The sequence below is a fragment of the Paenibacillus periandrae genome, assembly GCF_022458865.1.
Lineage (GTDB): Bacteria > Bacillota > Bacilli > Paenibacillales > NBRC-103111 > Paenibacillus_S > Paenibacillus_S periandrae.
This window is the reverse complement of sequence record NZ_JAJNMU010000002.1, coordinates 102,834-117,414: the sequence shown is the minus strand read 5'-3', so window position 1 is coordinate 117,414 and position 14,581 is coordinate 102,834. Positions and strand designations below refer to the sequence as shown.

Below are 14,581 nucleotides of genomic sequence, written 5' to 3'. Positions count from 1 at the left end.
TTTCACTGCGACTTGTATGGATTCGAGCAAACTGAAAGCGCCAATAGAGCCTCCGCGGAATTTTCCGAGAAGAGGCGGAAAGAAGAGGCGATTGTTCAAAAACCAGCGGCAGTCTACGACTTAATTTATTTGTCCACTCACCAGCAACGTAGCTAGTTCCGGAAGCAAGTTGACCGTGGTCGTGAACAACGCTGCTTAGCCTTATTTGGTTATGAATACATTATCGATATAGTAGGTGCCAGTGGCATCTGTGGCAACGCCAACCTTCAAGCGGCTGACATCAACCGCTGCCGTGTTTTTGAAGCTGAATTGATTGGCCTTTTTTGCGCCGTTGACATACAAATCGAACTTTTGGGTTGAGGTATTCATTATGACTTTAATATCATACCATTTTGAATTGGTGATTGGTTCAATGCTCATAAGAGTTGCACCATCATAAACTTTTAAGTAATTTCCCTGAATGCCCGCGTGTAAGGCGGCTTTGCTTGTGCTGTCATAGATAATGAAGTCTTTCCAACTGGCATCCTCTGTACGCAGCGTGGCTTTGAAGGTAACGACACCTGTTTGCGGGGTGAACGTTTTCTCGGCAGTCGCTGCATTCGTTGTGCTTGTTTTGTTGATCTTCATGCTTCGGTCCGGTCCGTTACCTAATCCCACGGTAGGGACGTTCTCCACTGTAACTGTGCCCCCTGTGGCAACGGTCGTCCAGTTTGAAGGGGAAACGCCAGCAGCAGAATAGCCGTTCATGGCATCCTTGAAAATGATCGTTTCCCCTACGATTGTCCTTCCGAACGAAGGCACCTCGTCTCTTGTTATCGTCATAGCATTACTATAAAACGGAGTGATCGAGTAAGTGTTGTTGCCGGGTCCATTTGCACTGGGGTAACCGTAGAACAGATTGTCCGCCCACCCGATAGCCCAGACGAGGAACCAGGTGTAGTCAAAGGTTGTTTGAACCGCAGTTTCAGTCGGGAGCAAACCAACCTCAGACAAGCCGTAACGCTTACTGCCCATGACGGAGGTCAACTCGCTGTTCGCATACCCAAATTTTCCATCCGATCGATTTTGAACATAGACGTCGGCCCCGCCGAGATCCACATAAGAGGATCCTGGGTAATAGTTGCTGTTTATCGCGTTGTTATCATCCCGGGCCGGAGCCCAAACCCAAATCAGGTTGTTCAAACCATGATAATTCGTGTATCGGTCATACATATTCTCCCACAGCTTTTTGTAACTGGCCCCCGTTTTCCCGCCCCACCAGAAGCCGATGTTCATCTCGTGATAAGGTCTCCAAAGAACAACAACACCTTGATCCCGCAGGGATTTCAAATATCCCGCCATTGTATCGATATGTGCTAACCACTTGTTGTATAAAGGGGTCCCAGGGGTCGTGAGCGAGTTGAAATCCGTTTGTGACATCGAACTAATGACGCTGTTCCAGCCGCCGGAATCCGCTGTAGCATCAAGGGGGTTCGTCTGATGCCATGAAATTGTGACAAGTCCGCCTTTCTTCCAATAATCAGTTGCATGGTCGACAATAAAGGAACGCCAATTGCTTAAATCGGAAGCGTTCGTCACGTTGTAATAGAAATCAAATCCAATCATGGCCGGGTATTTGCCACTCGTCAAATTGTAAATGTGGTCGGTTTCCATATAGCCATAATTTTGCCCCCGCACGTACTGCCCGGAGATGATTTGATTATTCGCATGAACCGTATCGAAATAATTCAATACATCGATCACGGCTTGTGTCGCGTTAGGATTAACCGGGGTTGCAGCGGAAGCTTTGGTTCCGCCGATCCATTGAGAGCCGGAAGCCAGCAGGGTCACCATGAGTGTGACGGCTAGCCATTTGGATATCCATTTGTTTAACATTACTAAATTCCTCCTCAATCCATGTTTGTGATCGATTCCGATCATTTATAGCCAACTCTGTCACAAAGAAATAAAACGCTTACATGAATATATCTATAAGTACCCCTCCTCATTAAGTGGATATTTTAATTGTAAAGGTGTGGAGGCGGAGAGAGGTCTAAATTTTTTGGCAAAAAGTTTTTGATCTTCGGTTGGTCATGAATTTGAAGCACATTCGAAAATAACAAACCTTTTGCCGAAGATTTTGGACCATTAAGCTCATTCGAAGAGCTAGAATTAAACTATCAAGAGAGACAAAGGGGAGAGAAACTTATGGCCCATATCGTTCGACAGGTCCGCAGATACGGTATTATGTATGCGCTCCTGCTGCCCGGTTTGCTGTATTTTGCGTTATTCAAGTACGTTCCCATGGTGTACATAACCGCTGCTTTCAAAAATTACAATGTGCTCAAAGGGTTATGGGAAAGTCCGTGGACAGGGTGGCAGAACTTCAAGCTCTTTTTCGAAGGTGTATACTTCTACCAAATCATTGGGAATACGATACTCATTTCGTTATACAAGCTGGTGTTTTCTTTTCCGGCACCGATCATTTTGGCTTTAATGCTAAATGCAGTCACTTCCAAAGGATTCAAACGTACCATTCAGACCTTGACGTATTTGCCCCACTTTTTGTCATGGGTGATCATCTACGGCTTACTGATCGCCTTCCTGGCGCCGGGGACCGGACTGGTCAACCAACTGCTGACAGCCTTCGATCTGGAGCGTATCTCGTTCCTCACAGAGCCGAATTTGATCAGATCGATCATTGTGGGAACGGATATTTGGCAGTCGGTCGGTTGGGGAGCGATCATTTATTTGGCCGCATTAACGGGAATCGATCCCTCCCTTTACGAGGCAGCCACCGTCGACGGGGCTTCCCGCTGGAGGCAGCTTTGGAGCATCACCCTTCCGGGGATCAGCAACGTCATTATTTTGATGCTGATCCTGCGCCTGAGTGCGATTCTAGATGTAGGCTTCGATCAAATCTATATTATGATGAACCCGCTGAATCAGGAGAAGTCGGACGTCATTGAAACCTGGGTATACCGGGTCGGACTGCAGGAAGGGCGTATCGGGCTCGCGACAGCGGTAGGACTGTTCAAGTCCGTCATCGGCTTCGTACTGGTGCTCGGCGCTAACCGCTTGGCGAAAAGGTTCGACGGACAAATCTGGTAGGAGGAAGCTCTATGAATTACATGACAAGAAGCGAACGTATTACTCAATTCCTAAACTATATGCTGCTTTCCCTGCTGGCCTCTACATGTGTGGTCCCTTTCATCTACGTCATCAGCGTGTCAGTCACCCCAATATCCGAGGTCATCAAAAATGACGGCCTCGTGCTCATTCCTACTAAGGTGACCTGGACCGCCTATCAGGAAATTATGCAAGGCGGGCGTTTGGCCGATGCTTATCAGGCTACACTGTTCCGGGTTGGGGTTGGTACAGTCGTCAATCTCTTCTTCACCATCCTTATGGCCCTGCCTTTATCTCGCAAATCGCTACCAGGGCGCAGCGCGATCCTGTTGTTTATCGTATTTACGATGCTGTTCAACGGAGGCATCATTCCTAGCTATTTGCTCGTAAAGGAGATTGGCCTTCTGGATTCGTCTTGGGCTCTCGTTATCCCCGGGCTCATTAACGCCTTCTATCTGATGATTGTCAAAAGCTTCTTCGAACAGCTTCCTGAGGCTATCGATGAGGCGGCGCGGATCGATGGTGCCGGTGAAATAGCCATTTTGTTCCGGATCGTTCTTCCGCTATCCATCCCGATTATTGCTACGATCGGCTTATTTTACGCGGTATGGCACTGGAACAGCTATTTCGACGCTATGTTGTATATCAACGATACATCGAAGCAACCTCTGCAGCTGTTTTTAAGACAAATTTTGCTTGCTTCCGTAGCGATCAGCGGGGATGCCGCCGAAGCTGCCAATTCGGTCAACCCGATATCAGTGCAGATGGCATCGGTTGTGGTGACGACGCTGCCGATTCTGGTCGTGTATCCGTTCATCCAGAGGCATTTCACCAAAGGCGTACTGCTCGGCTCGGTAAAGGGTTAGCGGAGAAGGGCTGCCAACGTTATCATGGGGAAACTCTTGATATAAACAGGTATAATAATATATTAAGGGAGAGGTTTATCGATGAAAAAGAGACAAACACAAGCTATGCTTGCCCTCGCTGTAGTACTGGGTATGACTGCGGCCGGCTGCAGCAAGACCGATCCAAATCCGGGGGCGGACAGCAAGGCGGCAACCAGTACCCCAACAGAGGCGCAGAAGAAGCTGAAGCTGAACTTCTTCAACTCGATCGGCTACAGATTGACGACGCCGATGCCATCGAGGGAGAACGACCCGATCCGCCAAATGATCGAAAAGGACAACAACATCGAACTGGAGATGACGCTGGGCGGTGAGAATTGGAAGGACAAGCTGAACCTGCTTATCTCGTCCTCTCAAATTCCGGACATTCTCACGTTCCCGGACCGCGCTAGCGCCATTAAATATTACGACCAAGGGCTTGTCGCAGAGCTGGACGATGCGATCAAGGAAGTGCCTGAGCTAACCAAGGCCTTCGATCCCTCCCGGCTGGAGCCTATGAAATATAAAGGCCATATGATTGGGATTCCGGGATCCGAAGCGGTCGGAGGTGTGAACGGCTGGTGGATCAATTCGACCTGGCTGAAGAAGCTGAATCTTCAAGCGCCGACCAATCCGCAAGAGCTTATGAACGTTATGAAGGCATTCACATTCAACGATCCGGACGGGAACGGGAAGAACGACACTTACGGATTCCTCGCCATGCTGCCGAAGGACGGTTCGCTCGGATACGGTACTGGCGGCGCTCAGGGCTTCCAGCAAATCTTCTGGATGTTTGGGGTACAGCCCAATTTCGTCGACGTGAAGGACGGTAAGGTCGTCGTGTACAACACGGACCCGAAAACCAAAGAAGCGCTGCAGTTCATTAATGAAATGATTCAAGCCAAAGTCGTCGACCCTGACTGGGTGACGATCGATGACAATCTGAAGCGGGATAATAAGATGTATCAGGGCAAGGTTGGCATTATGATTGTAGACTGGCGCCGTATGGAGCCGGCTGAGCAGAAGAAAATGCAGGATGCCGGCGGAAGCATACCGGAGTGGAAGCAGGTCGCGCCGCCGAAAGGGCCGTACGGCGATCAGATTCTTGATCTGAAGCCATTTCAGCAGTCCATGATCGGGCTCTCTAAGGAAGCGCTTAAGGATCCCGCCAAGACCAAGCGCGCCATGCAGTTCATTCAATATTTGTACACGAACAAAGAAGCTTATCCTTACCTGGCTTACGGAATTAAAGACAAGACGTTCAAGGTCACGAATAACCAGCCTGCCTTGATCGACAGGTCGACCTACAACGAGAAGGAAGTGGAGTGGCGCTATAACTACGCCTTTGTCCGCAAAGCCAATGACGGCGTGTACTTCGACTTCAAGAATCCGGATGTCACTAACGCCAATCAAAAAATCAATACCAGCTATCTGAAAGACAACAACGTCAATCCTCGGGTATTCGACGATCCGAACGACCCTCTGGCGCAGGATCGTATCAAATACGTGAATGAGATGATGCTCAAATTCATCACCGGTAAAGAGCTTCTCAGCAATTGGGATTCTTATGTGAAGACCCTGCAAGACAAATTTAAACTGAACGACGCCATCGCGAATTATACCAAACAGCTCCAAAGCGACGGCGTGATTAAATAATCGTTCCAATGACGAGGAGATACCGTTCTCTTCTTCTTCCATTTGAGGCAAGACGACATTCATTATGCAGGAGTGGACCGTATGCAAGGTAGGGTTCTTAAGCTGTTTCACAATATTTCGTTCCGATTATTCCTTGTTTGTTTCATCTTTGTGCTGAGCTCGGAAGTGATTGTGAGCGCCATGTCCTACCGGTACATTAAGAACGAGATCTCGACCAGCCAAATGGAAAGGGCTAAGCAGCTACTTATTAAGGAGCAGCAGTATATGGACTTATATGTTGCCCTTGTCCAAAATACGATTGCATTGCTGTCCTCGTCTGCCGAAACGTGGCAGAGCGATATGAGCGCAGCCCAAGCGGGACTCGAGGGGGTATATCGCACTCACTCGGAGACGCTGACGGATGTGTATTTTATCCGGAAGGACCTTTCCATTCTCGGAGGCAATCCCGTTACCAAGGTATTGAACGATCCGATGCCAACCCGCGATGAGCTGTACCGGTTCGCTTACAGCAATGCATACGGCAGTATTTCGGTCAGCAGGCCGTATCAATCTTTCTTCTCCGGGTGGACGGTTACGTTCACCAAAGCGTTAACTTTTGCCGGGGAACCGATGGTCATTGCGGTGGACCTCAATTTAACGGCCTTACAAGAGCGGATGGACCAGATCAGTCACGGCAGCAACCTGCAGCTTGCCATTCTTGACGATCAGGGGAGTCTCATTCTCGAACCTTCTGCGGACGGGCCTTTCCGGGCGAAAGACCATCGCCTTCTGTTCGACAATCAGGACAGCATGGAGCTGATCCATCATAAGGACGATGTGTTCCAGGAGCACATGAACGGCATTCCCGTCACCGTGATGAAAGGCTTTATTTCTAGAACGAAGTGGATTGTTTTTGCTTTTTCCGACAGTACACCGCTGCAGAACTCCCTGCAGCGGATGGAATCCTTTTTCTTCGGAGTGCTGGCAGTGGGTCTCCTCCTTAGCATTGTGACGGCCGCATTCGTTGCCCGGATGATTCGGATACCTGTCTATTATTTGATCCGAAAGATGAGCCAGGTCAGGCAGGGCGATCTGAATGTAACGATTCCGAAGATCCGCAACGACGAATTCGGAGATCTGACCGATACGTTCAATACGATGCTGGAGCGGATTCGTACGCTTCTCGAGCATGTCAACATCAGCGAACGCAGGAAGAAGGAACTGGAAATCCAGGTGCTGCAATCGCAAATCAATCCGCATTTTCTCTATAATACGTTAGGCTCGATCAGCAATGTGGTGGACGCCGGCAAGTATAATGAAGTGGACGATTTGATCGGAGCGCTGATCGCCATTCTGGAATATGGCATTACGGACTTCTCCGACAGGGTCAGCCTGAACCAGGAGCTTCGGAACGTAAGGGATTACTTGCACATCCAGAATGTCCGGTATGACAGCGTGTTCGAGCTCATAGAAGAGATCGATCCCGATGTGTTGACGCATCCTGTACTCCGAATGGCGCTTCAGCCGATTGTGGAGAACAGTATTTTTCATGGCTATTGCGGTGGAAGACTCGCAGGATTTATCCACATTACAGCTTTACGTTCGGAGGGTCAACTCGTGATTGATGTAACGGACGAAGGGGTGGGGATGTCTCCCGAGAAAGTATCGCTACTCCTCCTCCCTCATCAGGAGAATGCCACTCTAGCGGAAAGGCGCAAACGAATTGGCTTGTACAACATTCATCAGCGGATTCAGTTGAATTACGGCGAATCCTACGGCCTCAGCGTTTGGAGCGAGGAAGGCAAGGGAACCCGGGTCACGCTGCGGTTTCCCGACCTGAGAGCGGACGAACGGAACATCTTGGCAGACTAAGGGGGGATGAGGACATGAGGGAAGTGATCACATGCCTGATCGTCGACGACGAGCCGCCAATGGTACGGCGGCTGCAGCGTATGTTCGAACGTTGGGCGGAACAGCGTTTGCCTTATCAGCTGATAGGTACGGCGTATTCAGTCGATGAGGGGCTCGAGCAGGCGGCGCGCCTGAAGCCGAATTTGATTTTGACGGATGTGGTCATGCCGGGCAAGACCGGCTTGGAGATGATCAGAGAGCTGAGGGAAAGCCATCCCCGTATTGAATTTATCATTTTGAGCTCATACTCCGATTTTACTTACGCCAAGCAGGCAATCGCCATGGGAGTCTTCGAATATTTGGTCAAGGTTCCGCTGAGGGAGCAGGAGGTGTTGGCGGCTCTGGCGAAGGCGAGGGACAATGTGCTGGCTTGGGAGGAGAAGGACCGAAAGCTGCACAGCCTCAGCGGATCGGTGAAAGGTGATTCCCACCGGATGCGCAAGCAGCTTCTCGAGGAGCTGATACGAGGAGAAATGAGCCCCGCAGCGATGGAGCGAAGAAGCCTCGAGTATGCCTCGGGCTTCCAACCTCACCAGTATGCCTGCCTGGTGGTTCGTTTGGATGACTATGCAGCCTTCTGCGCCGAGTATTCGCCTGCTGACCGCAATTCGCTCAAGTACGGCATACTGAATATTATGGAGGAGGTCCTACAAGCTTCGGGCGGATGCTTCGTATGTGAGATGTCCCCTGACACGGTGGTCGGATTTTCCATGATTCAAGCAGCGGGGGAACAAGGTTTCGACAGTAAAGGGCTTGAGTTGGCCGAAGAGATTCTTACCCATGTGAAAACATATATGCGTCTATCCGTTTCGGTAGGATTGAGCAGACGGCATCGTGGATGGGAGAAGGCCACCGACGCTTATCGGGAAGCTTCCGCTGCTTTAGCGGACTCCTTCTATTACAGCTTCGGCATGGTCGTAACGCCGAACCGCCGCTTGGTCTACAACGAAGCCGATGCGAGCGTCGTGTTCGAACGGTTTGAAAACCTACTAGATCGAGTATCCACGACTTCCGATAGAGACGAGCTGGCGCCGCTTCTGAAGCTGCTGCACACATATCGGATCCCTTCCGACGTGCTGCTCCCCTATGTCGAAAGGTGGTTAGTCCGACTCCAACGAAAGTTGTCCCCGGCCGGCAATGAACTGAAAGACTTGCCTCCGCTCCAGTTGGACGTCTGTACGCATTTGCATCAATTGATGGAACGGCTCCGTATGGAATGGGAACGTATCTTGTCCAAAGCGGAGCTTGTGTATCTTAGACCAGATATGGCAAAAGCGGTCTTGTACGTCGAGGAGCACCTGCACGAGCCGCTTTCGCTGAGCCATGTTGCAGACCATATTCACTTGAATCTGTCCTATGTCAGCGAGCTTTTCAAGAAAGAGCTGGGTATCAACTTTACTGACTATGTCGCCAAGCGCAGGATCGAGCGGGCTATCGAGCTCATGCGCAAGCGATCCTTTACGAATCAAGAGCTTGCAGAAGCTGTAGGCATACCGAATGAGAAATATTTTTGTACGCTCTTCAAAAAAATTACCGGATCTACTCCGCAGAAATATGAGACTAGCGGCAGAAGAAACTAACGGAAAGCGAGAGGATAGGCAGTGGCAATATCTCGATTTCAGCGTCGCAGGTCCCAAGAATGGGAATGGGGCGCGGATACGGGCATCATTTGGCATCCTTCAGAAGTGGAAACTCATTATGAGCACCCTGTTCAGTCCTATTGTTATTTCCGCAAAAGCTTTGCGCTCTCTACGGACGGTGCGGCTTCCGGAACGCTAAGAATATTTGCCGATTCCAGGTATATCGTTTATGTGAACGGTATGTATGCGGGCCGGGGACCTTGCAGGAGTGACCCCAGATGGCAGTATGTCGACGAGCTTCCGGTTTCAAAATTGCTTCGTCCGGGCCGAAATTGCATCGCCGTCATGGTGCTGTATTACGGCTACGGAACTGGACAATCGATCGATCGGATTCCTGCACTGCTGGCGGAGCTGAGAGTGTCCGTACCGGGTGGCGAGACGATCCTTATGGGGACGGACTCCACATGGTTATGCCGCAAAGCGGACGCCTACGATTCCCGATCCCCCCGAGTGAACGGCTGCCAAGGGCCTATCGAAATTTACGACGCCCGGTTGGAACTGGAGGGCTGGCATCTGCCAGACATTGTGGTGGAAGGCTGGGAGAGTGCTAAACAGCGAGGCTTCCGGCTGTCGCCCTTCTGGAACTTACTGCGGAGGCCAATTCCGCTGATGGAGGAGAAGGAACTGGATGTGCTGCGGCTTGTGAGCCGCGGAGTCGTTCCGAAGCTTGCGGCGCCTTCCGGACGAATGCATCTGGATATTATTGAGGAAACGAAAAGAATCCGCTTGATCGAGGCAAGCCCCTCGGATTCTTCGCGTAACGTATGGTGCACACCGTCTTCGCCTGACGAAGCCGAAGTGCTGACCTACGATTTCGGCAGGATCGAGCCGGGCTATCTGCAGCTGGAGATTACTGGAACCGCCGGGACGGTCGTCGATGTGGTGTATGCCGAAGAACTGTGGGAAGGCAAGGCGCTGCTTAACGGGAATAACAACCGTTCCCTGGATAGGTTCATCCTCTCGGAGGGACGGCGACGGTTGGAGGTGGGCTTCGGCTGGAAGGCATGCCGCTACGTTCAGCTGCGGGTTCGTCATGCCGATTCCCGTCCGGTTTGCTTGCACAGGGTCGGGCTGCGAACCCGCCGTTACCCGGTGGAGCAGCCGGCGACCTTCAAGTGCAGTGATCGTACATTACAGCAGATCTGGGAAATCTCAGAGCATACGATGCGCATCTGTATGCAGGATGCTTTCGTCGATTCACCTAGTCGCGAGCAGCAGCAGTGGATGGGGGATGGACGCTGGCAGGCGCTTTACCAGACGTATTATTCAGGGGACGGAAGGCTGCACCGCAAGCTTCTGGAGCAGGTCGGCCAATCTCAGGATTGGCAGGGCATGACGGCCCAGCGGTATCCGGACGGACATCACAATTACCCACCGATCCCGTCGTTCTGCCTGCATTGGGTCAATTCCTTCGGCGAGTATCTGGACGCTTACGGGGATGACGGGCTTCTGTCCGAATGGTGGCCGAACATCGTTCAGGCACTTCGCTGGTTCTCCGGCTTCGAGAACGAAGAAGGATTGCTTGTGGACGTACCGTATTGGGCTTATGTGGATGCGGGCGAGGCGCCTCTCGGCAGATGGCCGGACGTAGAACGCGGTGGGATCGTAACGGCGCTCAACCTGCTTTATCTGGAAGCCATGCGCCGGGCGATAACCTATGCCAGACTTGTCGGGGATCATGAAGCCGAGGCTTATTTCGCGTTGGCAAGTGACCGGCTAGCGGACAGCATCAAGCGAACCTTATGGCTGCCGGAAGTCGGGGCTTATACGGAGTGTTTGGTCAAAGACGTCCCTAGTGCATGTTACAGCGAATCGGCGAACGCGCTGGCTTTGGTCGTTCTACATGCAGCTGAAGACGAGCGGAGCCAGGAGATTTACCATGCGGTATTCTCGCCTGAAGCGGCAGGGAGAGCAATTCAAGCCAGCCCTTTCTTCATGCTGGTTGTTTACAGGGCGCTCGGCAAGCTTGGCCGTGAAGACCGGATGCTGGAACTGGTGTTTAAGCGGTACGGTCCTATGGTTGAAACCGGTGCTACAACATTATGGGAATGGTGGGGGTTGTTCTATCAAGATAAGCAGTCGGGAGAAATGCATTTCAGCTCAGCGTGCCACGCATGGGGAAGTATGCCCGTATACATGTTCTTACATTCGGTTCTGGGCGTCCGCCTACTTACTCCCGGACACAAGATAGTGGAGGTTGTCCCGCGGCTCCTTGGCGGACTTACTTGGGCCGAAGGTTCTATTCCGACGGAATGCGGTGTTCTGTCTGTTCGGGTGGAACGCGAGACCGAGCACTCCGAGGGAATGCGTCTGAACCTGACAGTGCCCGAAGGTGTAACGGTCTTGTCACACGGGGCTTCTTACAGCGCGGGAGAGCATGAAGTGTGGATACTACGATAACAAGACTCATTCGGGAGCAGATGAGGTAACCTGGTTTAGTCAAGGAGGCTGTCCCATAAGCTATGAAAATGGCTACGGGACAGCCTCTTTTCTATTGTAGTGATCGTGTGCCTATGTCCATTCTTACAGATGAACCTCTTTCGCCCGCTGTGAAATCTGCATTAAGGCTGCGTTCGTGGTATGAACTGTCCCCATCCTTTTGCCTGATCATCAGCTTTACCTTGCTCTGCGACTACTTTGCCGCGCACGATCGTATGGGTCGGGAGTCCTTGAAGCTTCAAACCTTCATAGAGCAAAGCCGTTTCTCTGGCAACGGTATAAAGCTCATGAATATTGACGGTTCGTTGTGCGCGCATATCGACTATCGTAATGTCTGCATCGGTGCCGATTCCAAGAGTGCCTTTATTCGGGAACATCCCGAACGTTTTGGCCGGATTCACAGACATGAGCTCAACCAGCTTATGCAAGGAAAGCTTTCCTTTACTTACCTGATCAAGCATGAGCGGCAGCGTTAGCTCTGTACCGGGGAAGCCAGCAGGGGATTTCAAAATATTCGCATACCCAAGCTCCTTGAGAGCCTTCGGAAAAGGGGAATGATCACTCGAAATATAATCGATGGTTCCGTCCTCAATATAGCTCCACAACGCTTCAATCTGCTGGGGACTGCGAAGAGGCGGATTACATTTGCCATAAGGGCCGATCTTCTCCAGATAGCTTTCATCAAATATTAAATAATGCGGGCACATTTCGGCATAAATATGAATTCCGTCCTGCTTGGCACGCTTAATGATTTTTAACGCTTCAGGACTTGACACGTGACAGCAGATGACCGGAACCTGCAGCTGTTCAGCAAAAAATACAACCCGGTTAATAGCGCTGGTCTCCACTAGCGTATTCCTGGCTAACAAATGCTTGTTATAATCTCCCTCAACAAACGTGTGTTCTGCAAATTCCGAGAAATAGCTTAACAGCTCTTCATGTTCGGCATGCAGGGCGAGCGGAAGCCCGGTTTGCGAAATTTGCTTAAAGCCCTCATACAAATCACGGTCGCGGGTCATGGTAAAACCTTCGAATTCTTGCTCTCTACCTGCTGGAGCTTTGTGCATAAACGTTTTGTATGCGGATATCCCCTCATCTGCGAGCGGTATGATATCATCCAGATGGTCACTGCCGGCAGCACCGTATAAGCCGTAATCGATTAATGCCTCCGTTTTCAATATTTCCTTACGATTGATCAATAGCTCTGTGTTATACGTACATGGAAAAGAGTTCGGCATTTCGATGATACTGGTAATTCCACCAGCTGCCGCAGCACGAGTTCCGGTAAAGAAAGTTTCCGTAGAAGACGGATCTTTGGCAGGTTCCCTGAAATGAACATGTGCGTCAATCATACCGGGCAATACATATAAACCCTCAGCATCAATGACACGTTCAGCCTCAAACTGGATATGGGACTCGGAAATAATATGAATCTTGCCATCCTTAATTCCGATATTGGCTAACTGGAAATCCTCTTCTGTTCGGTATACAAGCCCGTTTTTAATCCATAGATCAAGCTTCATGTTTATGCCTCCAAATGATAGTACTTGAGATGGAATTTTTGAATATTATCAAATAGTGATAAATAATTATTATTAATTGGTAATAATCATATATGATTCTTTTAATAATTTCAATATCGAAATTGTACTGCGCACAAAAAAAGTCGTATCCCCGGATAGAAGATACGACTCTGTGCTCTGCGTACTGCTATATATTTTGCTCGATTTGCTTGGCGGCCTTTTTTAGGCTTGTGATCAATTGCTCTTTATCCTTTTGAATCATTCGTTCCCTTGGACCAGCGACACTGAGCGAACCGATGACTGTATTGGTTGCAAAGATCGGTACTGCATACGTATACACGCCTTCGTCGAGCTCATTGTCAGATTCGGCATAACCAAGCGTTCTTACAGCTTTCAAATTGTCCAGCAGCGCTCGCTTGTCGGTGATTGTGTTTTCTGTATGCTTTTGAACAATCCCGTGCTTGAACAATTTGTTAACGGCGTCATTGCCCATGTAAGCTAGAATGGCTTTGGAAGAAGCGCCTGCATACAGCGGGATAAATTTGCCGGGTTCTGAAGAGACTTTCACCATGTGAAAGGAGGATGATATATTTTCAATACAAATCGTTTGAAAGCCGGATAAAATAACCAATACCGTCGTTTCCTGAGTTTCGTTCATCAATTGTGTCATAACCGGCGTAGCTGCGAGTGAGAGCTCGTTATTTAAATTAATCATGTTATTCATTTCCAAAAAACGAAGCCCCAAACGGTAAGTCCCTCTGTTTGTCTCCAGCAAATATTTTTTCTCTTTCAAAATGCGGATGTAACGGTACACGGAGCTTTGAGGTATATCCATGATTTCAGAAATCTGCGGAACACTAAGCTCCCTTGTTTCCAACGTATACAAATCCAAAATTTCTAATGTTTTTCGTGTACTCACTTTGTTCATCCTTCCGACAAATATTTTCTAAATGAAATTCTTATGTTGAAAATTGAGGGTAGACGAAATATAATGTTGTTAATTCGAATTAATTATCAACTATCAGTATATTATTATCAATAATTGATAATTACAATGATAATTAATAAAATTCTTCGTACAGGAGGGACAAACACCCGGTTCCACGCTGTTCTATTTATTAGATCACAAAAGGGAAAAAAGATAAAGATCGAATGTCCCAAACCGTTTAAAAATGATAACGCTTTACTTATGTTACATTTTATTACATGTTTAATTTTATTATTCTAATTTCACTATTTATCGATTTTAATGTTAGTTAATATAACATAAAATTATTGACAACTATTTTTAGCTGTTGTAAAGTTAGACCCACGTTATATTTTATTACATTAAAATACAAAATTCGACAAAACCTTTCAAAAGTATTGGTATGTGTCTAAAACGTTTTGTCGGGCCAAATGGAGGTTGGGATAACTGTAAAACGGGGGTCGAAGCACGGTT

General features: G+C 49.2%; 9 protein-coding genes. 6 read left to right on the top strand and 3 right to left on the bottom strand.

The genetic code is table 11. The features are described from left to right. Positions 1–201: 201 nt before the first annotated feature. Entirely contained in the window at positions 202–1,875 is a 1,674-nt protein-coding gene (locus tag LRL21_RS03080; RefSeq protein ID WP_240414300.1) for a glycosyl hydrolase, read from the bottom strand. A 312-nt stretch (positions 1,876–2,187) separates the two neighbouring features. Between LRL21_RS03080 and LRL21_RS03075 the strand changes: the two genes are divergently transcribed. From LRL21_RS03075 to LRL21_RS03050, 6 genes are all read left to right on the top strand, one after another. Next, positions 2,188–3,090 carry an ABC transporter permease gene (locus tag LRL21_RS03075; RefSeq protein WP_240414299.1) on the top strand — a complete coding sequence of 301 codons (903 nt, stop codon included), beginning with the start codon at positions 2,188–2,190 and terminating at the stop codon, positions 3,088–3,090. Between the two features lie 11 nt (positions 3,091–3,101). Continuing rightward, the gene (locus LRL21_RS03070; protein WP_240414298.1) at positions 3,102–3,974 is read left to right on the top strand and encodes a carbohydrate ABC transporter permease; all 873 of its coding nucleotides are present in this window, start codon (positions 3,102–3,104) and stop codon (positions 3,972–3,974) included. 303 nt (positions 3,975–4,277) lie between these two features. Further along, on the top strand, positions 4,278–5,648 hold the full coding sequence (locus LRL21_RS03065) for a type 2 periplasmic-binding domain-containing protein (RefSeq protein WP_240414297.1): 1,371 nt from the start codon (positions 4,278–4,280) through the stop codon (positions 5,646–5,648). 81 nt (positions 5,649–5,729) lie between these two features. Then, a complete protein-coding gene (locus LRL21_RS03060) occupies positions 5,730–7,499 on the top strand; it encodes a sensor histidine kinase (protein ID WP_240414296.1) in 1,770 nt (589 codons plus the stop codon). A gap of 14 nt (positions 7,500–7,513) precedes the next feature. Continuing rightward, on the top strand, positions 7,514–9,118 hold the full coding sequence (locus LRL21_RS03055; RefSeq protein WP_240414295.1) for a response regulator: 1,605 nt from the start codon (positions 7,514–7,516) through the stop codon (positions 9,116–9,118). A 21-nt stretch (positions 9,119–9,139) separates the two neighbouring features. Then, positions 9,140–11,578 carry a family 78 glycoside hydrolase catalytic domain gene (locus LRL21_RS03050; RefSeq protein WP_240414294.1) on the top strand — a complete coding sequence of 813 codons (2,439 nt, stop codon included), beginning with the start codon at positions 9,140–9,142 and terminating at the stop codon, positions 11,576–11,578. A 161-nt stretch (positions 11,579–11,739) separates the two neighbouring features. Here LRL21_RS03050 and allB read toward each other — a convergent pair whose 3' ends face one another. Both allB and LRL21_RS03040 read right to left on the bottom strand, forming a co-directional pair. Next, positions 11,740–13,140 carry an allantoinase AllB gene (allB, locus tag LRL21_RS03045; protein ID WP_240414293.1) on the bottom strand — a complete coding sequence of 467 codons (1,401 nt, stop codon included), beginning with the start codon at positions 13,138–13,140 and terminating at the stop codon, positions 11,740–11,742. A gap of 187 nt (positions 13,141–13,327) precedes the next feature. After that, positions 13,328–14,059 carry an IclR family transcriptional regulator gene (locus tag LRL21_RS03040; RefSeq protein ID WP_240414292.1) on the bottom strand — a complete coding sequence of 244 codons (732 nt, stop codon included), beginning with the start codon at positions 14,057–14,059 and terminating at the stop codon, positions 13,328–13,330. Positions 14,060–14,581 lie beyond the last annotated feature (522 nt).